The following is a 22,277-nucleotide window of genomic DNA, read 5'->3' as shown; positions in this document are numbered from 1 at the left end:
ACCTGACCAATAAAGAAGTTTTTCTACCCCTCAGTTGCGCGTCGCCATCCGGACAGCATCCTCAGCCGCACGGAACAGCGCCCTCGCCTTGTGCTTTGTTTCCGCACATTCCAGCGACGGCACACTATCGGCCACAACGCCACAGCCCGCCTGCACATACATCATGCCGTCTTTCACGACCGCCATACGCAGACCGATGCAGGTATCCATGTCACCGCCCGCACCGAAATACCCGATGCACCCGGCATAGGTCGCACGTCGGGTGCGCTCTACCTCATCGATGATTTCCATCGCGCGTATCTTGGGGGCGCCCGTCAGCGTCCCCGCCGGGAAAGCGGCGACAAGAGCGTCGAGCGCATCCAGTTCCGGCTTCAGCATCCCCTCGACATTCGAGGAAATATGCATGACGTGACTAAAACGTTCGATGATGAACTTCTCCGTCACTTTTACCGAACCGGTGACGCTGACACGACCGACATCATTACGGCCGAGGTCGATCAGCATGAGATGCTCGGCGCGTTCCTTCTCGTCGGCCAGCAGCTCTTCTTCAAGACGCTTGTCCTCTTCCGCATCGGCACCACGCGGACGGGTTCCGGCCAGCGGACGCACCGTCATCTTGCCGTCACGCAGACGGACAAGGATTTCCGGAGACGACCCGACAAGAGAGAAACCACCAAGATTCAGGTGGAACAGGAACGGCGCGGGATTGATCCGGCGCAGGGAACGATAGAGCGCAAGAGAGGACAGACCGAACGGTGTCGAGAAACGCTGGCTCGGGACAACCTGAAACGCATCGCCGGCGGCAATATAGTCTTGGATACGCCGGACCACATCTTCAAATTCCGCCTCCGTATAGGTGGAGTGCGGCGGCTCAAGCGCCTCCACTTTCGGCTCCTGCGGCACCGTCAGCGGCGCGGCGAGACAGGCCTGCGCCTCATGGATCAGTTTGCTGGCGCGATCAAAGGCTGCGTCCGGCTGATCGTCTGCACGCGGTCGGATCGGTGCGGCAAGGATCAGTTCGTCCGTGACCGTGTCAAAAATGACGAACAGACCGGGGCGCATAAGGATGGCTTCGGGCAGACCGAGATCATCCACCGGCGCATTAGGCAGGCGCTCCATCTGGCGCACCATGTCGTAGCCGAGATAACCGAACACGCCTGCCGTCATCGGCGGCAGACAGTCATCGAGTTGCAGACGACTTTCATTGATCAGCTTGCGCAGGCTGTCCAACGGCGTTTCAGAAACCGGCTCATACGCATCGGCATCGGTCATCGCATTGCGGTTGATCGACGCCTTGCCATCATGACAGCGCCACAACAGGTCCGGCTTCAGGGCGATGACGGAATAACGCCCCCGGCTAGCGCCGCCTTCGACGGACTCCAGCAGCAGCGTATTGCGTCCATCCGAGCCGTCCATCGCAGCAAGCCGCATATAGGCGGCGACGGGGGTCAGCAGGTCAGCGGCGTCAACGGCGAAAACGACGCTGCTTTCGCCACGCGCCCAAGCGGCTGCGCAATCCGAGCGGGAGGGAGAATCAAGAGTGGCGAGACGCATTACGAACCATCTCCAAAACCGGCCTCGCTCATGGCCGCACGCGCACCGGCGGCAATGATTTTCGGCTTGTAGCGCTCACCGAGGCTCTGAATGAACGCGGCCGTCATGTCGGACGACAGCGACTCAGTCATGCCATCCCGCACACGACCGATACCGATTGCGTCGGACTTCGGATCAGGATGCCGCACGGCCGTAACGGTGGCGACAACAAAGCCCTTGTCGTCCTCGACCATGACGCTGCGTCCGACAGGCATCCGCAGGACGATACCCATCAGATCACGCGGCAGGGTTTCGACGGGACGGGCACGCGACACCATCACGTCCTTCTGTAGATCGCTGCCTGTGGGGGCGACTGCCGACACACCACCCTTCTGGCCAGCGGCAACATAGAGTGCGGTCGCCGCCTCGTTGGCCTCGTGATGACGGGCTTCTTCTTTCCATGCCGCCAGAACCTTGTCCTTCACAGCGTCATAGGGCTGCGGCTGGCTCGGCGTAATGTCATCGACAGAGACAGCGTACCAGCCAAGGGATGCGGGAGGCTGCCCCTGACGAGGCTGCGTCTTCGCTTCGATCAACTGAGGCGCTGCTCCTTTGGCCTGCTCGAACACCTTTGCGACAATGGCGTCACGCAGTTCGCCAGAGGCCGGAAGAGGTGCAGGCGTGCCATCCTTGGTCATGCCTTTCGCATCGAGAAAGCCTGCCGCCGGGGCCGCGCCAAGGTCGGCGGGGATGGTGTCCATTCCACCTCCGGCCAGCGCATCCTGAAGTTTCGGCACGCTGGCGCTGACCATGGCCGGTCCCTTCACCTTCGCGATTTCATCGCGCAGCGTCGGCTTCGCGTCGTCAAAACTCTGGGCGTGAGGCGGCGTCACTTTTGTCACACGGAACACGACCCATCCGGTGTCGGTCTTTTCCGGTCCCTGAATGCTGCCCTGCTCTGCTCCGAAGACCAGTTTCTGAAGTGTGGCTGAAGGCAGCACGCTCGGACGGGCATCGTTGAACTCAACAGCAGCACTGTTCTTCGCAGACGCCTGAAGCTGGTTCCAGTCGGCCCCACCTTTCCAGAGTGTCATCACAGCCTGTGCGGCGGCCTGATCGGACGATGTTACAAGCTGTACGCTGCGCAGTTCGGGTTGATTGAAGCGCTCTTTCTGCGCGTCATAAAGCTGATGCAGCTCTTCATCCGTCGGAGGCGCCTGATTGGCGACGGTCTCCGGTGACAGCACCACAATGCGGGCATGACGGTATTCCGGGCTGCGGAACATCCACGGATGGTTGTCGTAAAAACGCTTCAGACTCGCCTCATCCGGCGCGGCGGGCTCGGCCTGTGAAGCAAAAGGAACCCGAAGCACGTCCAGCACATGCGTCTCGGTCTCGAAGCCGTAGGTGCGGTTGACCACAAGATCCGACACATGCGCACCGGTGGACAGCGGCTCCATCACAGCGCGGGCGGTCAGATCGTCACGCACCAGCCCGATGAGGCGCTGTTCGGTCATGCCGGCATTGGCCAGAGCCGAGTTGAATTTCTGACGATCGAACTGGCCGTTCTTGCCCTGAAAATAGGGCATGCCGAAAATCTCGTCACGCACAGCGCTGTCCGGCACCTGAATACCGTAATCCTTCGCCGCCTCCAGCACCTGTGCCTGCCCGACCAGCCGCTGAAGAATCTCGTTGGCCATCGGCTGACGGACGTTGGCGGGAATATGCGCCACGTCCGGCATCCCCATCTGCTGGGCGATGCGGGGCATTTCCGCCTGCAGAGCCGCCGCGAAATCACGGGTGGTGATCTTCTGGGAGCCGACCTTGGCGACGATAGCGGGATCGTCGGCCATGTTGGTCAGCACATCGCCCACTCCCCAGCCCACGAAGGCCAGAAAGATGACGATGGCGAGGATACGACCAAGCCAGGATTCAACAACAAAGCGGCGGAGGAAGGAAATCATGCAGTCACGGGTCCGCGAATAAAGCAGAGATGGATAGACGGCCGGGTGCCGTATCCGGGCGCAGCACCATATTCATACCATCCCGACTTGACCAGAACCGGGACAGACTCTCGGCCAGAATGGTCTCCTTCTTGCGTGGCCGGACCCCGATGGGGTAGCCATGCATCCCAACAGGTGGGATCAGTCCCACAATCACCCGGAGAGGCCGGAGCAGCACCGCAAGGCGCCCTGACCGAACATCACAGGAGAGACGTTCCGATGAGCACGCCCATCATTGTCGGCAACTGGAAGATGAACGGCCTGAGCGCCGACTCCGTCGATCGCGTGAAGCAGATCACCACAAGTCTGGCGACGCAGCCGGTCTCAGGTGTGGAAATGGTGGTATGCCCGCCCTTCACGCATCTGTCCCTCGTCCATCAGACTCTGAACGGCTCGAGCGTCGCTCTGGGTGCGCAGGACTGCCACAAGGACGACAAGGGCGCTCACACAGGTGACATCGCGCCGTCCATGCTCACTGATGTCGGTGCAACCCATGTCATTCTCGGTCATTCCGAGCGCCGCCGTGATCATGGCGAAGTGGACGAGACCGTGCGTGAGAAAGCCGTCTCCGCCGCAAAGGCAGGCCTGACGCCGATCGTCTGCATCGGTGAAACCGAGGACCAGCGTCAGTCCGGCGAGGCGGAAGACACGATCGGCTGGCAGATCAAGGGCTCTCTCCCGGATGGCTTCACCGGCATTGTCGCCTATGAGCCGGTCTGGGCCATCGGCACAGGTCTGGCAGCGACACCTGACGACATCAAATCGACGGTCGCCTTCATCCGTGCGGAGCTGGTGCGTCAGTTTGGCGATGCTGGCAAATCCCTGCGGATTCTGTATGGTGGCTCCGTGGATGCGGGGAATGCTGCCTCGATCCTTTCCATCCCGGACGTGGCCGGTGCTCTGGTCGGAGGCGCCAGCCTGAAGCCGGACGCTTTCCTGTCCATCATTCGCGCCGTCCCCACGACCTGAGACGTCCTCGTTTCAGTCCCTGGTTTTTCTGACCTCTCGACCGGATAGTCCATGACCACCGCCCTGCTGATCCTTCATCTTCTTGTCACCGTCGCCCTGATTGCTGTCGTGCTCATCCAGCGCAGCGAGGGAGGCGGTCTCGGCATCGGCTCGTCGCAGGGCATGGGCACCTTCATGTCCGGTCGCGGCACGGCGAATCTGCTGACCCGCACCACTGCCGGACTGGCGACGGCGTTCATGCTGCTGTCCCTCATGCTGGCCGTGCTGAACCGTGGTGCGGTTTCAGGTGGTAGCGGCCACGATATCCTCGCTGCTTCGCCTCCGGCAGCTGCTCCGGCATCAACCGCACCGGCTCCTGTGCATTAATCCGCAACGCCGACACCCACTCCCCAGCCCCAGAAACCCCGTGGATATGTCCGGCTCCCCTGAGAGTCGGCAGGGAAGATAAGCTTGCCTAACCACGGAGGTTCTCTGATCTCCGGGCTGGGGATTATTTTATTGGGCTGTGATTTTAAGCAGACTTTAAAAGAAATTACCTATTTGCCGTTACAGCGAATTTTCAGCTGTCTGATCGATTCCATTCCTCCATTTCATCCGTTGATAGAAGCACAGGCCAAAACATGATTGAGGGTGTCAAATATTCTCTGGACCACGTCGAAATCACGGCGGAGGATATCAGAATTTATGGATGGCTGATCGCTCCAGCCTCCATCACGAATGTCACCCTTACTGATGCCCTCGGTACAGTTCATCCCATTCCCCCTTCCCAATGGTCGATACCCAGTCCGGACGTTGAACGGGCCTTCGGGGCGGCTGGGCACGAGGCCCGCTTCGTCATTATGTGTGCGCTGAGCGGCTTCACAGGATTATCAGCCTTCTCTGAACTTCATCTCAATTTTCATTCAGAACTGTCTGTCTACAGAATTTCCGTGCCTCTGAACCCGGAAAGAAGGTTGGCGATCAAAAAGAAAATATCGGGGAAACTAAAAATTGGCATAGGCGTTACGACATTCAATAGGAAAGAAGAACTAAAGAAAACAATATCAAATATAAAAAAATTTACATCCTACAATAATACACTTTTTATCGCTGATGACGGCTCATCTGATGGAACCACTGATGAAATTAAAAACTATAACAATATAAATTTCTTTTCTGGAAAAAACAGAGGCATTTCATGGAACAAAAATAGAGCTTTATACTATCTATCAGAAATAGAAAGCTGTGATGTTATTATAATTCTTGAAGACGATACAAGACCTGTTATTCCCGGCTGGGAGGATGAATGGATCAACGCAACGATCATTCATGGCCACGTCAATCTGTTCGCTCCCTGGTTTCCCGATCCATTACATGGAAACGGCACATGGAACGCTCCTTACATGGCAAACTGTCTGACAGCTCAATGCTCTGCTTTTTCCAAGGAAGCCATAGCTTATGCTGGTTACTTTGATTCGCGCTTCAAAGGCTATGGGCACGAGCATATCGAACACACCACCCGTTTGATCAAGCTGGGTTACGGCGGAAGAGCACATTCCTACGTCACACTGAAATCTCAATTTGAGTTTGCGGAAGTTCCTTCTTTCTTTTCAACTGAACAGGCGGAAGAAAACAGAAAAATCGTCGGTCAGCTCTTTGAAGAAATTCCTTACAGAAGCCCGTGGCACAACGAACAGGAACTGATGGAGTTCCGGCATGAGATGCAACGCGTCATTTCGATCTGACGAAGTGCCGGAAACGCAGATTTTGCGGTTACAAGCTCCGTGGAGTGCATTTTTCCCACGACCCATCTTCAAACGGATATGATTTGCCTCTTCCCTCCCCCTACCCGCTCAGTGTAGGGAGACCTTCCATGACGCGGTTCGTATTTATCACCGGTGGTGTGGTCTCTTCTCTTGGCAAGGGAATCGCTTCTGCGGCTCTTGCTGCCCTCCTTCAAGCGCGTGGATACAAGGTCCGGCTGCGCAAGCTTGACCCGTATCTGAACGTCGATCCGGGCACGATGAGCCCGTATCAGCACGGCGAGGTCTTCGTCACCGACGATGGCGCCGAAACGGATCTTGATCTCGGCCATTACGAACGGTTCACCGGCGTGAACGCCACGCGCGCCGACAACACCACGACAGGTCGTGTCTATTCGGAGGTCATCGCCCGTGAACGGCGCGGTGATTACCTCGGCGGAACCGTGCAGGTCATCCCGCACATCACGGACGCCATCAAGGAGCGCGTGGTCGCGGATACCGAAGGGCTGGATTTCTGCCTCGTGGAAATCGGCGGCACGGTTGGCGATATCGAGAGCCTGCCCTTCTTGGAATCCATCCGTCAGCTTCGCAACGACCTCGGCGTCGAGAACACCATGGTCGTGCATCTCACGCTGCTGCCGTGGATTCCGACTGCGGGCGAGCTCAAGACCAAGCCGACGCAACATTCCGTCAAGGAACTCCAGAACGTCGGACTTCAGCCGCAGATTCTTCTGTGCCGCTGTGACCGTCCGATCCCGGAGAATGAGCGTCGCAAGATCGCGAACTTCTGCAATGTCCGTCCGCAAGCCGTCATCGCGGCGCGTGATGTCGATACGATCTACGAATGCCCGCTGTCCTACCATGCGGAAGGTCTGGACACGGAAGTCCTGCGCTATTTCGACCTGCCTTACGATCAGGAACCCGATCTGTCCGGCTGGAAGAAGATTGTCGAGACCATCCGTGAGCCTGCTGGCGAAGTGCGGATTGCCGTGGTCGGCAAATACACCGCCATGCTCGACAGCTACAAATCACTGAATGAAGCCCTGCTCCACGGTGGCATCGCCAACAATGTCCGGGTTAAGCTGGACTGGGTGGAAGCCGAAACGTTCGAGAAAGACCCGGCCAAGCTGAGCTGTCTTGATGGTGTGGACGGTATTCTGGTCCCCGGTGGTTTCGGGGAGCGTGGCGCTGGCGGCAAGATTGAAGCCGTGCGCTATGCCCGTGAGAAGAACATTCCGTTCCTCGGCATCTGCTTCGGCATGCAGATGGCTGTCATTGAGTGCGCTCGTAATCTGGCAGGCATCCCTGACGCCACTTCCACCGAGTTCGGCCCGGCCAAGGAGCCTCTGGTCGGTCTGATGACCGAGTGGGCACGCGGCAATGAGATGTTGCGTCGTCGTGAAGGTGGTGAACTGGGTGGAACGATGCGCCTTGGTGGCTATCCGGCGAAGCTGGCGGAAGGTTCCCGCGCAGCCGATATTTATGGCACGACAACCATCCGCGAGCGCCATCGTCACCGTTACGAAGTGAACGTCCACTACCGCGACCGGATCGAGGCGGCAGGCCTTAAATTCTCTGGTCTGTCCCCGGATGGCATTCTGCCGGAAGTGGTGGAATACCCGGATCACCGCTGGTTTGTCGCCGTGCAGTATCATCCGGAACTGATCTCGCGTCCCTTCGCGCCTCACCCGCTCTTTTCCGGGTTTATCGGTGCGGCTGCTGACAAGGCGAAAGAAGTATGAGTCTCAAGCAGACAGTCATTCTTGGCGATCTGGAAATCAGCAACAGCCTACCTCTGGTGCTGATTGCCGGTCCCTGCCAGATCGAATCTGCCTCTCACGCCATGGATACGGCAGCGGCGCTGGCGGAAATCTGTGGAGAGGCCGGGATCGGGCTGATCTACAAAAGCTCTTATGACAAGGCTAACCGCAGCAGCATAGGCTCACAGCGTGGCATTGGCATGGACAAGGGTCTGCAGATCCTGTCCGACATCCGTGAGCAATTCCGCGTGCCGGTGCTGACTGATGTTCACAGCCCCGAACAGTGTGCGCCTGCGGCTCAGGCTGTGGACGTGCTCCAGATCCCGGCATTTCTCTGCCGTCAGACGGACCTGCTGCTGGCAGCGGGTGAAACTGGCGCTGCGATCAACGTGAAGAAGGGGCAGTTTCTTGCGCCGTGGGATATGACTCATGTGGCCAAGAAGATCGCTTCGACCGGCAATGAGCGGATCATGCTCTGCGAGCGTGGCACCAGCTTCGGCTACAACACTCTGGTCAATGACATGCGTTCTCTGCCCATCATGGCAGGCACCGGCTATCCGGTGGTGTATGACGCCACACATTCCGTGCAGCAGCCGGGCGGACTGGGCACAGCGTCGGGTGGACAGCGTGAGTTTGCGCCCATTCTCGCGCGGGCAGCCGTGGCGATTGGTGTTGCAGCTGTCTTCCTTGAGACCCATGAAAATCCCGACGCAGCGCCAAGCGATGGGCCCAACATGATCCCGCTACGGGAGATGCCCGCCGTTATCCGCAGGCTTCAGGCGTTTGATGCTTTGGCCAAGACGGCGGTGGGTGAGTAATTTTTCACACTGTTAAGCGCCAGACAGTTTCAGCAATCAGCCTGTAAACAGCCAGCTTAATCAAAGGGAAGTTTTTGGGTGTCGCCTTTTTTCAAAAAGGCGACGTTCTCTAAAGCTTCACCAAAAACTTCTCTCTGACGTTAATGTGCCTTGCCGAGTTTCGCGCCAGCCGTCTTCAGCTGCGTCGTAAACCTGGAAAAGTTGGCGGCAATCCGCTTCTGGACGGCTGAACTACCTTCCTGAATATGCTCCATCTTCGTCTTGGCTTCGTTACTGATGACCGTCTGCTGACGGGTCGCTTCCTTGGCTACGCACGCATTGTAGGTGCGAGCAGCCTTCTCATAGCTGGCAGCCTTGTCCACGCTGGCGTTGTAGCGATCAACGCTGGACACATCGAGCGTCGGGGCTGAAGGCTCAGCGCCACAACCGGAGGCCGTCCAGAGACCTTCTGCGTGCGCCGAAGCGCCGAACAGCATCAGGGAAGCCGCAGCACAAATTGCAAACGTCGTTTTCATACGTGTTCCTTCCGGTCTGAGCCGGATTCTGTTGGCATGATCGGCAGGAGACTGGCCTCATTTGTTGATTCGGACCAGTCCTGCCCAACCATGAGCCTATGCGGCGAAGTCGCGGCTTTTTCAGGGCAGAAAACGCACAAGCTTTCCAAGCGGCTCGCCGAGAATCTCGTCTTCGCGCATCACGATCTTTCCCCGGACGATTGTCGCCTTTGGCCAGCCCTTGACCTCCTTGCCATCGAACGGCGACCAGCCCGCAGGAGTAGCGATCCAGTCATTGGTGATCCGGCGCTCGGCTTTCATGTCCACAAGCGTGAAGTCGGCATCATAACCAACTGACAGGCGGCCTTTCGCCATCATGCCATACACGCGGGCCGGACCAGCGGCCATCACGTCCACCAGACGCGTAAGCGAGAGACGGCCTGCGTTCACGTGATCCAGCATCAGTGGCACGAGCGTCTGCACGCCGGTCATGCCGGACGGACATTCAGGCCACGGTTTGGCTTTGGCTTCCAGCGAATGCGGTGCGTGATCGGAAGAGACCACATCGACCATCCCGTTCTGCAGGGCACGCCACGCAGCCTCGAAATGCCGCTCTTCACGGATGGGTGGATTCATCACGGCCAAACTCCCGAGTTGGTCGTAACATTCCGGGGCAATCTGCGTCAGATGGTTTGCCAGCACCTCCGTTGTGACGAGATGGCGATAGCTCTCAAGGAACTTGAATTCCTCTTCCGTGGAGGTGTGCAGGATATGCACCGGACGCCCCGTTTTCACGGAAAGCGCCGTGATGCGACGCGTGCCGAGAAAGGCACATTCCGGATCGCGCCAGATGCTGTGGTTGCAGCATGGCATGCCGGTCTGACCAAACTGGGTTTTCCGAGCACGCAGACGGTATTCGTCCTCGGAATGAAAAGAGACGCGACGATGGCCGTGGCGCAGAACGGCCTCAATCCCCTCATCATCCTCGATCATCAGATTGCCAGTAGATGATCCGGCAAACACCTTGATGCCGCAGACACCGTCAAATTTTTCAAACTCACCAAGATCCTTGGTGTTTTCACGTGTTGCGCCAATATAGAATGCAAAATCGGTATAGGACTCACGGGAAGCATATTCCTGCTTCCAACGCAGCATTTCGGCATTCGTCACGGCGGGATTGGTGTTCGGCATGTCGAACACGGTGGCGATACCGCCAAGAGCCGCAGCCTTTGTTCCTGTCGGAATGCTCTCGACTGCCGGATTGCCAGGATCACGCAGATGCACATGCGCGTCGATCAGTCCGGGCAGCACATGCAGACCCTGCGCATCAAGGACTTCATGGGCTTCAGCAGTTGTGGGAACGTCGATGCTTGCAATACGTCCTGCTACGACGCCGACATCTGTTTTCACCTCGCCCCAGGGCAGGATACAGGTGCCGTTCCGGATAATCAGGTCGTAGTGCATTATCGTCTCTTTGTTGTTCAGATGTAGTGTCGGCGACAATAACAGAGAGTCCGCCCAGGCGCTGCCCTCAAACTCTGGTCCAGAGAATTTTGCCCGGAATTATAAAAATGCTTTCGCGTGATGCGATGACTCAAACAGCGTAATCCGCTTCACGTTAGTTCTTGGTTTTCCAACGAGGAACAGGAAGTCTCCTCCCTGCCACTCATCATGGAAAGAAGACGCTCAAGCACCTGTTCCGGCTTAAGTCCGCTGATCGGCGCAGCGCCTTCCGGCCCCGGAGCCGCAATCCACTCGGCATGAACGCCAGAAGGCGCATATTCGCTGCTCCGTGAAGGACCAAAGAGGCCAAGGGTCGGTGTCTGCGCCGCTGCCGCCAGATGCATCAGGCCGGAATCATTTCCAATGAAGAGCGCGCAACGCTGCAACATCGCCGCCGTTTCCGCGAGCGTGAAACGACCACCGGCATCGATCGCACCCGGAATAGCCAGCACGGGAGCGGCCATTGAGCGTTCTGCTTCACCGGGACCGTAAAAGACAGCTAGCTTCCTGTTGGGAAAGATCCTTGCAAGACAGGACCACAGTTCCACAAAATACTGTGCTGGCCAGACTTTCCCCGCCCAGTTGGCCGTCGGGCCGAAAGCAATAATGTCATTCTCGATAAGGATCGTTCCTGCAAGCGCCCTGTCTTCTTCACTGGTCCAGACGACGGGTAATGGCGGAGGCGATAAAGACAACACATCGCCAACGTGGGCAATACGTGCTCCGGGTCGCCGCCCTCCCCGCATGATCCGGCGGGCACGTGTCCGCAGAAGCAGGCTGATGGCCGATCCGCGAAGATCGACGACCAGATCCCAGCGCGTTCCGACACATTGTTTCCACAGATCGAACCAATGCAGGTCATAAGGTCGCTTGGCCATCACGATGACCCGGTCAAGCTGGGGCATGCGTTGAAACAGCCCTGCTGCAACCGGACCACAGACAACCGTAAATCTTGCGTCAGGATGAGCCTGAATCAGATAATTGAGCAGCCCCGTCGAAATGACGGCATCCCCGAGGCGTGTTGCGGTGATGAAGAGGATGCGCATGGGCTCGTTCTCAGTTCAGCGGCCCAGACTCCTCAACGGAGTAACTGAGCCGCGATGCGAAAGGATTACGCAGAGAGAGCTTCAGCCACTTCTTCGGACAGATCGAAGTTGGCGTAGACATTCTGAACGTCGTCATTGTCTTCAAGAACATCGAGAAGTTTCAGAACCGTCCGGGCCTTTTCCTCGTCCAGCTCAATCGAGTTCTCGGGACGCCAGTCCAGTTTGGCCGAAAGAGGCTCACCGAACTTCGGCTCCAGAACATCACGCACAGCAAAGAAGGACTCCACCTCACAGGTGATCTCGTGCGTTTCCTCGGTCGAAACCACATTGTCCGCCCCGGCTTCGATCGCAGCTTCCAGCATCTCTTCTTCGCTGGCAACGCTGGCCGGATAGGTGATGACACCCAGACGCTTGAACATGAAGGCCACCGAGTTCATTTCACCCAGCGAACCGCCGTATTTGGAGAACGCTGCGCGCACTTCACTGGCTGTACGATTGCGGTTGTCCGTCAGGGCCTCGACAATCACGGCAACACCAGCCGGACCGTAGCCCTCGTAACGGATTTCGGCGTAATCATCGCCACCACCGGCTCCGGTCGCCTTCTTGATCGCCCGCTCGACAGTGTCTTTCGGCATGTTGACTTCACGAGCCGCTGAAATCGCCGCACGCAGACGGGGATTGGCCGCCGGGTCAGGCAGGCCGGACCGTGCAGCAACCGTGATTTCACGGATCACCTTGGCAAACTGCTTGGCACGTTTGGCGTCCTGCGCACCCTTACGGTGCATGATGTTCTTGAATTGCGAATGGCCTGCCATCTCGCTGTCCTCATTCTGACTGAATATATCTGGATGAATGTCGGCTTATACGGGGCCGGACCGATGGGGACTGACGTCCGCCAGAAAACTCCCCGAGCGACACAGTGCCCGGAGGGAAGCGTCTTCTATCCGGCAGCTTCAGCGCCCCGGAGGATGTCCAGAACGGGCTTCAGACATGACGCCCGTGACAATGCTTGTATTTCAGCCCCGAACCGCAAGGGCAGAGCGAGTTACGCGGTGTCTCGCCCCACGTGGACGGATCTTCCGGCAGGATGGCACCGCTGGTCGGTGGCTCCGCAGTCACGGCAGCTGGCGCGCCCGTGAACTGCGCCGGTTCCGAAGTATAACCCTCGACCTGAGGATCGGGATGAAACTCACCGATACCTTCCAGAGGATGCGGCTCCGGCGGCGGAGCCATTTCCACACGCGCCAGAAGCGTAATCACGCGTTCACGCATCTCATCAAGCATGAAGGTGAAAAGCTGGAAGGCTTCGTGCTTGTATTCGTTCAGAGGATCTTTCTGGCCATAAGCCCGCAGACCAATGCCCTGACGAAGCTGATCCAGTGCGTGCAGATGCTCTTTCCAGACGGAATCGAACGTGGTCAGCAGGATCTGCTTTTCCAGATACCGCATGATCTCCGGGCCGAAATTCGTGGTCCGGACAGCCTGCGCCTGTGCCGCTGCGTCCTCGATCCGGGCGGCGACCTGTTCCTTGTCCATGCCGTCTTCCGTCGCCCATTCGGCAATCGGCAGATCGAGATTGAAGATACGCTTCACATCTTCCGTCAACTCAGCTGTCTGCCACTGTTCGGCAAACGCCTTTTCCGGGATGTAGCGGTCAACCAGAGAAAGGATCACTTCCTCACGCATTTCCACGATGAGCGACGCGACATCGTCCTGCATCATGAATTCACGGCGTTGGGCGTAAACCTCCTTGCGCTGATCATTCATGACGTCGTCATACTTGAGCGTATTCTTGCGCATGTCGAAGTTACGGGCTTCGACCTTCTTCTGCGCGCGCTCAAGGGCCTTGTTCAGCCACGGATGCACGATCGCCTCGCCGTCCTGCATGCCCATCTTCTGGAGCATGCCGGTCATGCGGTCAGATCCGAAGATCCGCATCAGGTCATCCTGAAGCGAGACGAAGAACCGTGAGTTTCCGGGATCGCCCTGACGTCCCGCACGACCACGAAGCTGGTTATCGATACGCCGACTCTCATGACGCTCGGTACCGATCACGTACAGACCGCCCGCAGACTTCACGATAGCCTGATTCTTCGCCACCTCGTCACGGATGGCCTGCTCGGCAGCTTCGCGTTCGGCGGGATCAGTGATGTGGCCCAGTTCCTGCTGAATCCGCATCTCGACATTACCGCCGAGTTTGATGTCCGTGCCGCGGCCAGCCATGTTCGTGGCGATGGTGATCGCGCCCGGCGCACCCGCCTGCGCCACGATCGCCGCTTCCATCTCATGGAAACGCGCGTTGAGCACATTATGCGGAATATTGTTCCGCTTCAGCAGCGCCGAAAGCGCTTCACTTTTCTCGACCGATGTGGTGCCGACAAGGATGGGCTGCCCGCCCTTGTGGACTTCCTCAACCAGCTTGACGACAGCAGCGAACTTCTGGGGTTCATCAAGATAGATCTCGTCGTCGGTATCTTTACGTGCAACCGGGAGATTGGTCGGAATCTCCACGACGTCGAGCTTGTAGATTTCCGCGAATTCATCTGCTTCCGTCATCGCCGTGCCGGTCATGCCGGACAGCTTGGGATAGAGACGGAAGTAGTTCTGGAAGGTGATGGAGGCCAGCGTCTGGTTTTCCTGCTGAACCTCGACATGCTCCTTCGCTTCAAGAGCCTGATGCAGACCGTCCGAATAACGACGACCATCCATCATACGACCGGTGAACTCATCAATGATGGTCACCTTGCCGTCGCGAACGATGTAATCGACATCCCGCGAGAACAGCGTATGAGCGCGAAGCGACTGCATCACATGGTGGACAACCGCCACGTTCTGCACGTCATACAGACCACCATCACTCAGCACGCCAGACGCGCGCAGCAGCTCTTCCACCTTGTCAGAGCCTGCTTCCGTCAGGATCGCCGTGCGGAGTTTCTCGTCCTTATCGTAAGTCGTCGGGTCGCGGACCAGTTCGGCCATGACCGCATCCACGGCACGATAAAGCTCTGAGCTGTCTTCCGCCGGACCAGAGATGATGAGCGGAGTCCGGGCCTCGTCGATCAGGATGGAATCGACTTCATCGACGATGGCGTGATTGAAAGGCCGCTGAACCATCTCGTCCAGCCGGTATTTCATGTTGTCACGGAGATAGTCGAAACCGAATTCGTTGTTCGTGCCGTAGGTGATGTCGCAGGCATAAGCCGCACGACGCGCTTCATCGGGCAGGTTCGGCACGATCGTGCCGGTCGTCAGCCCAAGGAAGCTGTAAAGCCTGCTCATTTCCTCGGCGTCACGACGGGCCAGATAGTCATTGACCGTGACGACATGCACGCCCTTGCCGCTCAGCGCATTGAGATAAACCGCCAGCGTCGCAACAAGGGTCTTGCCTTCACCGGTCCGCATTTCAGCGATTTTTCCGGAATGCAGGACCATGCCGCCAATAAGCTGCACGTCGAAGTGACGCATCCCCAGCACACGTTTCGAGGCTTCCCGGCAGACGGCGAAGGCTTCCGGCAGCAGGCCGTCCAGTGTTTCGCCCTGAGCCAGACGCTCCCGGAACTCTACCGTTTTATGGGCAAGAGCGGCGTCATCCAGCGCGGCGACACCTGGCTCGAGCGCATTGATTTCAGGTACACGGCGCTGGAACGCTTTGAGCGAACGGTCATTGGCAGTGCCGAAGAGGGCGCGAGCAAGCGAGGCGAACATGAAGACCTTTCCGGAACAGCACACCCGGAGCCGACCCCGCGTTCCTGCCCTGCATCTGGAGCACAGACAGGGACCGAAAAGCCGACGGTGTGCGCCCCCTCAGATAAAGCCGCCATTGCTCAGGGTCAACCGATGGCCCCGACACGCCCTCCGGAAAGTGGCTATTTCTTAACAAAACAGACTTACGTCATGCCCTTGCGGGTGTCTTCCGGGTCGGCCATGATGCGCCCATTCTGTTCACACTGGGTTTCTTACTAATGCGTTTTTCCAGCTCGGGCACGTTTTTTGCAGCGACAGCCCTGTTTGCTTCCACCCTCCTTTCCTCTGTCAGTGTGCACGGCGCACATGCGGCTGATGCGCCAGCGTCAGCAGCGCCGGCAGCTGGTGGAGCCGCGCAGTCCGCTCCTGCCCAGGCCCCGATGGACCCGAACAGCGTGATCGCCACCGTCAACGGTGAGAAGATTACGCTCGACGACATCCGCAAGTCAGCGGCCAACATGCCGCCGCAGCTTCGTCAGCTGCCGCAGAACATGATCTTCCCGATGCTGGTCAATCAGGCCGTCGATCAGAAGGCGATCCAGATTGCGGCGCGCAAGGATAACCTTCAGAACGATGCTGAAGTGAAAACCGCCATGGAAGCCGCCGCCAACACGGCTCTCCAGAATGCATGGCTGTCCCGTCAGGTTGTGCCCCAGCTGACGGACGCGGCAATTCACGACTATTACCAGAAGAACTACGCCAACAAGACACCCGAGAAAGAGGTGCATGCGCGCCATATCCTCGTAAAGACCGAGGCTGAAGCTCAGGACGTCATCAAGAAGCTCAAGGGCGGCGCCAACTTCGGCACGCTGGCTGAGAGCCTCTCGACCGACAAGGGCAGCGCCAAGAACAATGGCGGCGACCTTGGCTGGTTCAAGAAAGGTGACATGGTTCCGGCCTTCTCTGACGCCGCTTTCGCCATGAAGCCGGGCACCTACAGCCAGACACCGGTGAAGAGCCAGTTCGGCTACCACGTCATTCAGGTTCTGGCCGACCGCACGGTGCCGGTGCCGAAGGAAGACGAGGTCAAGGACAAGATCCGTCAGCAGCTGATCCAGCAGGACGTCCGCGCTGCGGTTGATAAGGCGACTTCCACTGTGAAGATCGTCCGCTTCGGTCCCGACGGCAAGCCGGTTCCGGAAGGTGCGCAGCCTGCTATCGCTGGCAACCCGACAGCCTCTCCCGCGAAATAATCAGTCGGGGGCCTTATGGCCTCCCCTGACAGCTTGCGGTAAAGACAAAGGAAGAACGTCTCCTCGGCGTTCTTCCTTTTTTCGTTTACATCCTGCTTTTCCAGATTTCAGGACTATTTGGTCCTGCCGTCCCATTCCTGCATCAAGGTTCGTCCCGATGGCCCAGCCTCTGCCCGTCTCTCCCCTCGCCTCGCCTTTGCCTGCTCTCGGCACCGTTCCGGGCGTGCGCCTTGGCGCTGTGGCTGCGGGCATCCGCTACAAGGGACGCACGGATCTGGTCGTCGCCGAATTCGATGCCGGAACGACGGTTGGCGGCGTGTTCACCAAGTCGAAATGTCCCGGCGCGCCGGTGGACTGGTCACGCACGGCGCTCAAGGGCGGTCTGGCCCGAGCGCTCGTAGTCAACGCCGGTAACGCCAATGTCTTCACAGGAAAGGCCGGTGTTGAAACTTGCCGAGCCACAGCGGAAGCTGAAGCCAGGCTGGCTGGCTGCCCTGCCACGGAAGTCTTTCTTGCCTCGACCGGCGTCATCGGCGAGGTGCTTCCTGCCGATCGTATCACAGCGGCCCTTCCCGCCCTGCATGGAGCCCTGACCGAAGACGGTTGGGAAGCGGCGGCACGCGGCATCATGACGACCGACACCTTCCCCAAGGCGGCAGTCCGGAAAACAGAGATCGACGGTGTTCCCGTGACCATTCAGGGCATCGCAAAGGGAAGCGGTATGATCGCCCCTGATATGGCGACGATGCTGTCTTTCGTCGCGACTGATGCGGCACTGCCCGCTCCTGTCGTGCAGGCCATGCTGTCCTCGGGCACGGTCCACAGTTTCAATGCCATTACGGTCGACTCGGACACCTCGACCTCTGACATGGTGCTGCTTTTCGCAACAGGAAAAGCCGGCAATCAGGCCGTGAACAGCGCTGATGATCCGCGTCTTGCCGCTTTCCGGAAAGTCCTCAACGACCTGCTGCTCGAACTGGCGCTGATGGTGGTCCGCGACGGTGAAGGCGCTACCAAGCAGATCCGTGTCCGCGTGACCGGCGCTGTATCCGATCAGTCCGCCCGCGTTGTTGCGAAAGCTATCGCTGACTCCCCGCTGGTCAAGACCGCCATTGCAGGGGAAGACGCCAACTGGGGACGCGTCGTCATGGCTGTCGGCAAATGCGGCGAGCCAGCGGACCGCGACCTGCTGGCTGTTGCGATCGGTGGTGTCACCATCGCGCGTGAGGGCACGGTTGTCGAAGGCTATGATGAAACGCCGGTCGTTGCCCACATGAAGGGGCAGGACATCGATATCGACGTGGATCTGGGGCTTGGCGACGGCAAATCGACCGTTTGGACCTGCGATCTGACGCATGGCTACATCGATATCAATGGCTCTTACAGGAGCTGATTCATGTCTGATTCTCTTCCTCCCGGCTGGGGTGCGCCGCCTGCACAGACAGGCATTGTCGACGGAGCAGGCAGTCTGACGCCCGATGGCCGGATGCTGGCCTATGCCGGTTTCTGGGTGCGCACAGCCGCCGCCGTGCTGGATTACTTTCTGCTGAGTGTTGTCAGTCTTGTCGTCGGCATTTTCACGCTGCCGACCGTTCGGCTGGAAGAGTGGCAGGGTGACACCCCGTCCTATCAGGTGGCCTTCCGGGATACTGATTTCTCCTCCAGTTTTCACATGCCGTGGCCGCATGTGGAGGTCCACGACACGGGCACGCATTTTCTGCTGTTCCAGTTGCTTTACTTCGTTCTGCTCGAAGCCTCGCCGCTTCGCGGCACACTCGGGAAGCTGGTTCTGGGACTGCGTGTCAGTGACCTGATGGGAAATCGCATTTCGCTGTTGCGGTCTCTCGTCCGCAATCTGGTCAAAATGTTCGTGTCTTTTCCTGTCCTGTTCATTGGCGTGATCATGGTCGCCTTCACCCCGCGTAAACAGGGGCTGCACGATATGGTCGCCCGCACGCTGGTTCTGCGCCGGGAACGGATCGTGCGCTTTGACGGCGCTGGCTGACATTTATTCCTGATCCGGCCGTCCCTTGATCCGGATCAGCAAGAATCGTACCAAAAAACAGACAACAAAACCCAGATGAGGTGAACACAGGATGCAGGTGAATAACGCGGATCATCGTTCCATCACCCCGGTCATTGAGCGATCATCATCGCGACGAAACCTCTCCCTGAACACCCTGATCTGCTGGCTTTTTGCCGCTGCTCTACTGATATTTCCCGCCACGCACAGCGCTCTGGCGGCGGACAGTAAGGCAGCTACGGCACCGGCTCCCTCCAGCAATAATGCCGCACTTTCTCCCAAGGAAGCACAGCAGCTGCTGAATGTGCTGAACGATCCAAAACAGAGAGACGACTTTACTCACACCCTCTCCCTCATGGCGAAGGGGGTTTCCGCGACACCACAAGCTGCGAAGGCAGCCGCTCCGGCGGCAACAGGCGATGCCGTGGTGTCCCAGAACGCCGTGGTCCTTCACAGCGATCTGATGTCCAGCGTTTCCTCCCTGAAGCTGACGCTCCGCAGCTATCTCGGTAACTTTCTGGGACTGTTCTCCGACCTGAAGACAGTCGGCACATGGTTCGACGCGGAAATTTCCAATCCGCAGACCCGCGCCCTGCTTCTCGGCACATTCTGGCGCGCTGGACTGGTGATTATCGTCGCCATGCTGGTTGAATGGGGAACATCGCTGGCGCTTCGCAAGCCACTGCGTACTGTCACCCTTCGTGCGGAACAGCGTGAGAAACGGGAAAACGGCCCCGCCTCGCCGCAAGACACGTCCGACGCTGACATTGCAAAAGATGAGGCCGATCAGAACGCCGAGATAAAGGCGGCGGCTCTGGCGAAAGCGAACGGCGACCAGAAGGAGGAAATCGATACCCTCAAAACCCGTGCGGATGACCAGCGTCGTCAGATCGAGACACTGAAATTTCTGTCCCGTGTGCCATACGCGCTGGGACATTTCGGGCTCAAGCTGTTGCCTGTTCTTCTGTTTCTGGGCGTAGCCATGGCGGGTTCAGCCCTCGCCACCGACACGGCGCAGGCGGAAACCGTCACGGAAACCTTGGCGGAAGCCTACGCGGTTGCCCGCTTCCTGTTCGTGCTTCTGGAATCCGCGCTGGCTCCGCGTTCTCCGATGATCCGTCTGGCACCGGTGTCCGACAGCACGGCACGCATGCTGACACGCTGGTGGAACTTCCTTGTCGCCGCGCCGTCCATCGTCGTCTGCCTGTCCGTGCTGGGCGGAGAATTCGACCTTTCCAACCGCGGCACCGAAGCGATGATCCGCGCGGTCATTCTGATCGAGCACATTCTCATCGCCATCTTCATCTGGCGACTTCGTCCCATCGTTGCGAAAACCATCACGCCCAAACAGGCGAAGATCAAGAACGGCTTCTGGTCGTTCATGCTCACGCTGGCGCATTTCTGGTGGATCCCGGCGCTCTTTCTGGATGCGGCGCTGTGGCTTGTCTGGGCCGCCCATCTTCGCGGCGGATATGACTGGATTCTGCGCACGACGTTCCTGACGGTTCTCATCGTCGCCGTGACCCGGCTTCTCGCTGTACTGGCTTATGGCTGGCAGGATCGTCTGTTCCGTATCGACCCACAACTGGCCCAGAAGCACCCTGAAATTCAGGAACGTGCCGACCGGTACTATCCCTTCGTGCGCGGTGCACTGACAGCCGTGATCGTGTTCGTCGGTTTTGTTGGCCTGACTGAATCATGGGGCATCAACAGCGTTCACTTCTTCTTCTCCAGCCCGCTCGGTTCCCGCCTGCTTGGTGCGGTCGTGACGCTCGCGGTCGCGCTCTCGGTCGCTGCGATAATCTGGGAAGTGGTCAATGCCCTCCTGAACCGTCAGATGGAAAAATTCAGCAAGACAGGTCAGGGAATGCGCGCGACCCGTCTGAAGACAGTGCTGCCGATCATTCGCACCGTCATGCTGGCGCTCATCATCATCATTGTGCTGGTCACCAGTCTCTCGCAGATTGGCATCAACGTGGCGCCGCTGCTGACAGGCGCAGGCATCATGGGTGCAGCTGTCGCCTTCGGTTCACAAAGTCTGGTGAAAGACTTCATCACCGGCTTCTTCATGCTGGTTGAAGATGCCATTCAGGTGGGCGACTGGGTCACGGCCGCAGGTGTCGAAGGATCGGTGGAGCATCTTTCGATCAGAACAGTCCGTGTCCGCGCCTTTAACGGCGATCTGCACATTATTCCATTCTCTTCCGTGACCTCGATTGCGAACACGGGCCGCGACTTCAATCAGCTCATCATCTATCAGACTGTTGATCTGTCAGAAGACGTTTCCCGTGTCGTGAAGATCATGTGGGATACGATTGCAGAAATGCGCAAGGAAGATGCTTTCAAGACAATCATCTATTCCGACTATAATGATCTTGGCGTCAATAACAGCGATGGAAACGGCGCGGTTATTATTGGCACCATCAGAACCGCCGCCATGATGAAGTGGAAAGTCCAGCGCGAATTCTACAAGCGGATTGCCAACCGCATGGCAGCTGCGAGCATCAAGTTCTACACTCCAACCGCCTACACGGCGTCCGCACCGGGCACATCTCTCGCAATTTCAGGAGAACTCCTGACACCGGCTGAGGAGCATCCTACGAACGTGAATCCTCCTCCCTCGCCAGCGACAGAGTCAGACAAGCCTGTCGCGGACTCCGCGGAAAAACCTGACCATGACAAAACCTGACGCAGACCTGACTAAAGCCGTCCTCAAGGGGATTGAGACGACCACGCAGGAGAGGTTTTTTGCGCATATTCCGGTAGAGCAGATGCATGCTCTGCTGGAATATTACGGCATGACAGACTGGGAGAGCTTTGCCGCCAGCTGGCAGCGGCTGGGTGTGGATGTCTACATGGCTGACGGGGGGCGTTATCGCAGGCGCCGCCATGCCACGTTTGCCCTGTCAGAAAACAGCATTATCCGGAAAAAGCACCAGCCTCATTATCAGAGCCGCGACTACAATACGCTGAATGGCGGCATTGAACGCTGGTTTGATCCAATTGAAAAACGTATCGGCGAGCATCCGGTCATGAAAGCGGTGCTGTCACTGGTCAACCGACTGGCGACCGATCTGACTCCTGAGACCGAGCAGCCCGAAACATGGCATGCGGAAGTGCATCAGTTCAGGATCGAAGCCGCACGGGAAATGATCGGCCAGCCGACCCCTGAAGGTCTTCATCGGGACGGTGTCGACTGGGTGCTTGTGATGATGGTGCAACGTGAGAACGTGGCGAACGGGACGACCAGCATCCACGACCTTCAGGGAGCAGAGGTTGGCAGTTTCACCCTCACCGGCCCTATGGACGCGGCTTTCGTGAATGACCACATGGTCTATCACGGCGTAACACCGATTCAGCCGATCGACCCGAACCGGCCTGCTTTCCGCGATGTACTGGTGGTCACGCTACGTCACCAGTGACACGTTTCTGAAACGTCAGAAATGAGG

Annotated in this window: 18 protein-coding genes; 10 read left to right on the top strand and 8 right to left on the bottom strand. The window is 58.3% G+C overall.

Translation table 11 applies throughout. The annotated features are described in order from the left end of the window. Positions 1-30 precede the first annotated feature (30 nt). Genes trpE through EMQ_RS15880 form a run of 3 tightly spaced genes read right to left on the bottom strand, consistent with a single transcriptional unit; the run spans position 31 to position 3,714 of the window. Positions 31-1,554 (bottom strand): anthranilate synthase component I, encoded by a 1,524-nt coding sequence (gene trpE, locus EMQ_RS15890; protein WP_018307708.1) that lies wholly within the window; start codon positions 1,552-1,554, stop codon positions 31-33. Further along, a complete protein-coding gene (locus EMQ_RS15885) occupies positions 1,554-3,497 on the bottom strand; it encodes a peptidylprolyl isomerase (protein WP_010666675.1) in 1,944 nt (647 codons plus the stop codon). Before EMQ_RS15885 ends, trpE begins: the two co-directional genes overlap by 1 nt. Before the next feature lie 4 nt (positions 3,498-3,501). Next, positions 3,502-3,714, bottom strand: a complete 213-nt coding sequence (locus tag EMQ_RS15880) for a hypothetical protein (protein WP_010666674.1) — start codon at positions 3,712-3,714, stop codon at positions 3,502-3,504. Positions 3,715-3,755: 41 nt separating this feature from the next. On the opposite strand from EMQ_RS15880, the gene tpiA reads away from it, so the two are divergent. The 5 genes from tpiA to kdsA all read left to right on the top strand — a co-directional run bounded on the left by tpiA (position 3,756) and on the right by kdsA (position 8,825). Continuing rightward, on the top strand, positions 3,756-4,505 hold the full coding sequence (gene tpiA, locus EMQ_RS15875; protein WP_010666673.1) for a triose-phosphate isomerase: 750 nt from the start codon (positions 3,756-3,758) through the stop codon (positions 4,503-4,505). 51 nt (positions 4,506-4,556) lie between these two features. Then, on the top strand, positions 4,557-4,871 hold the full coding sequence (gene secG / locus EMQ_RS15870; protein WP_010666672.1) for a preprotein translocase subunit SecG: 315 nt from the start codon (positions 4,557-4,559) through the stop codon (positions 4,869-4,871). A gap of 254 nt (positions 4,872-5,125) precedes the next feature. After that, a complete protein-coding gene (locus EMQ_RS15865) occupies positions 5,126-6,229 on the top strand; it encodes a glycosyltransferase family 2 protein (RefSeq protein ID WP_018307709.1) in 1,104 nt (367 codons plus the stop codon). A 128-nt stretch (positions 6,230-6,357) separates the two neighbouring features. Further along, a complete protein-coding gene (locus EMQ_RS15860; protein WP_018307710.1) occupies positions 6,358-7,989 on the top strand; it encodes a CTP synthase in 1,632 nt (543 codons plus the stop codon). Beyond that, entirely contained in the window at positions 7,986-8,825 is an 840-nt protein-coding gene (gene kdsA / locus EMQ_RS15855; protein WP_010667200.1) for a 3-deoxy-8-phosphooctulonate synthase, read from the top strand. Before EMQ_RS15860 ends, kdsA begins: the two co-directional genes overlap by 4 nt. A gap of 140 nt (positions 8,826-8,965) precedes the next feature. Here kdsA and EMQ_RS15850 read toward each other — a convergent pair whose 3' ends face one another. The 5 genes from EMQ_RS15850 to secA all read right to left on the bottom strand — a co-directional run bounded on the left by EMQ_RS15850 (position 8,966) and on the right by secA (position 15,573). Beyond that, positions 8,966-9,340 (bottom strand): hypothetical protein, encoded by a 375-nt coding sequence (locus EMQ_RS15850; protein ID WP_010667596.1) that lies wholly within the window; start codon positions 9,338-9,340, stop codon positions 8,966-8,968. A 120-nt stretch (positions 9,341-9,460) separates the two neighbouring features. Then, positions 9,461-10,783 carry a dihydroorotase gene (locus tag EMQ_RS15845; protein ID WP_010667595.1) on the bottom strand — a complete coding sequence of 441 codons (1,323 nt, stop codon included), beginning with the start codon at positions 10,781-10,783 and terminating at the stop codon, positions 9,461-9,463. Between the two features lie 149 nt (positions 10,784-10,932). Next, positions 10,933-11,868: a glycosyltransferase family 9 protein gene (locus tag EMQ_RS15840; protein ID WP_010667594.1), complete on the bottom strand. Its 936-nt coding sequence runs from the start codon at positions 11,866-11,868 to the stop codon at positions 10,933-10,935. Positions 11,869-11,933: 65 nt separating this feature from the next. Next, a complete protein-coding gene (locus EMQ_RS15835) occupies positions 11,934-12,683 on the bottom strand; it encodes a YebC/PmpR family DNA-binding transcriptional regulator (protein WP_010667593.1) in 750 nt (249 codons plus the stop codon). A gap of 169 nt (positions 12,684-12,852) precedes the next feature. Then, the gene (secA, locus tag EMQ_RS15830) at positions 12,853-15,573 is read right to left on the bottom strand and encodes a preprotein translocase subunit SecA (RefSeq protein WP_010667592.1); all 2,721 of its coding nucleotides are present in this window, start codon (positions 15,571-15,573) and stop codon (positions 12,853-12,855) included. A 257-nt stretch (positions 15,574-15,830) separates the two neighbouring features. On the opposite strand from secA, the gene EMQ_RS15825 reads away from it, so the two are divergent. The 5 genes from EMQ_RS15825 to EMQ_RS15805 all read left to right on the top strand — a co-directional run bounded on the left by EMQ_RS15825 (position 15,831) and on the right by EMQ_RS15805 (position 22,250). Continuing rightward, on the top strand, positions 15,831-16,805 hold the full coding sequence (locus EMQ_RS15825; RefSeq protein ID WP_010667591.1) for a peptidylprolyl isomerase: 975 nt from the start codon (positions 15,831-15,833) through the stop codon (positions 16,803-16,805). Positions 16,806-16,962: 157 nt separating this feature from the next. Beyond that, positions 16,963-18,198 carry a bifunctional glutamate N-acetyltransferase/amino-acid acetyltransferase ArgJ gene (gene argJ / locus EMQ_RS15820; RefSeq protein ID WP_010667590.1) on the top strand — a complete coding sequence of 412 codons (1,236 nt, stop codon included), beginning with the start codon at positions 16,963-16,965 and terminating at the stop codon, positions 18,196-18,198. 3 nt (positions 18,199-18,201) lie between these two features. Beyond that, positions 18,202-18,810: an RDD family protein gene (locus EMQ_RS15815; protein ID WP_010667589.1), complete on the top strand. Its 609-nt coding sequence runs from the start codon at positions 18,202-18,204 to the stop codon at positions 18,808-18,810. Positions 18,811-18,901: 91 nt separating this feature from the next. Continuing rightward, a complete protein-coding gene (locus EMQ_RS15810; protein ID WP_010667588.1) occupies positions 18,902-21,517 on the top strand; it encodes a mechanosensitive ion channel family protein in 2,616 nt (871 codons plus the stop codon). Further along, entirely contained in the window at positions 21,504-22,250 is a 747-nt protein-coding gene (locus EMQ_RS15805) for a 2OG-Fe dioxygenase family protein (RefSeq protein WP_010667587.1), read from the top strand. Before EMQ_RS15810 ends, EMQ_RS15805 begins: the two co-directional genes overlap by 14 nt. Positions 22,251-22,277: the final 27 nt, after the last annotated feature.

The sequence above is a fragment of the Acetobacter aceti NBRC 14818 genome (assembly GCF_000193495.2).
GTDB lineage: Bacteria > Pseudomonadota > Alphaproteobacteria > Acetobacterales > Acetobacteraceae > Acetobacter > Acetobacter aceti.
Note: the sequence above shows the minus strand (reverse complement) of the source record. Positions and strands in the feature narration are given on the sequence as shown.

Coding starts and splice junctions, on each gene's coding strand:
- secG (WP_010666672.1), top strand. CDS start 4,557: ATGACCACCGCCCTGCTGATCCTTCATCTTCTTGTCACCGTCGCCCTG.
- kdsA (WP_010667200.1), top strand. CDS start 7,986: ATGAGTCTCAAGCAGACAGTCATTCTTGGCGATCTGGAAATCAGCAAC.
- argJ (WP_010667590.1), top strand. CDS start 16,963: ATGGCCCAGCCTCTGCCCGTCTCTCCCCTCGCCTCGCCTTTGCCTGCT.
- trpE (WP_018307708.1), bottom strand. CDS start 1,554: ATGCGTCTCGCCACTCTTGATTCTCCCTCCCGCTCGGATTGCGCAGCC.
- EMQ_RS15865 (WP_018307709.1), top strand. CDS start 5,126: ATGATTGAGGGTGTCAAATATTCTCTGGACCACGTCGAAATCACGGCG.
- secA (WP_010667592.1), bottom strand. CDS start 15,573: ATGTTCGCCTCGCTTGCTCGCGCCCTCTTCGGCACTGCCAATGACCGT.
- EMQ_RS15810 (WP_010667588.1), top strand. CDS start 18,902: ATGCAGGTGAATAACGCGGATCATCGTTCCATCACCCCGGTCATTGAG.
- EMQ_RS15860 (WP_018307710.1), top strand. CDS start 6,358: ATGACGCGGTTCGTATTTATCACCGGTGGTGTGGTCTCTTCTCTTGGC.
- EMQ_RS15815 (WP_010667589.1), top strand. CDS start 18,202: ATGTCTGATTCTCTTCCTCCCGGCTGGGGTGCGCCGCCTGCACAGACA.
- EMQ_RS15840 (WP_010667594.1), bottom strand. CDS start 11,868: ATGCGCATCCTCTTCATCACCGCAACACGCCTCGGGGATGCCGTCATT.
- EMQ_RS15825 (WP_010667591.1), top strand. CDS start 15,831: ATGCGTTTTTCCAGCTCGGGCACGTTTTTTGCAGCGACAGCCCTGTTT.
- tpiA (WP_010666673.1), top strand. CDS start 3,756: ATGAGCACGCCCATCATTGTCGGCAACTGGAAGATGAACGGCCTGAGC.
- EMQ_RS15805 (WP_010667587.1), top strand. CDS start 21,504: ATGACAAAACCTGACGCAGACCTGACTAAAGCCGTCCTCAAGGGGATT.
- EMQ_RS15835 (WP_010667593.1), bottom strand. CDS start 12,683: ATGGCAGGCCATTCGCAATTCAAGAACATCATGCACCGTAAGGGTGCG.
- EMQ_RS15850 (WP_010667596.1), bottom strand. CDS start 9,340: ATGAAAACGACGTTTGCAATTTGTGCTGCGGCTTCCCTGATGCTGTTC.
- EMQ_RS15845 (WP_010667595.1), bottom strand. CDS start 10,783: ATGCACTACGACCTGATTATCCGGAACGGCACCTGTATCCTGCCCTGG.
- EMQ_RS15885 (WP_010666675.1), bottom strand. CDS start 3,497: ATGATTTCCTTCCTCCGCCGCTTTGTTGTTGAATCCTGGCTTGGTCGT.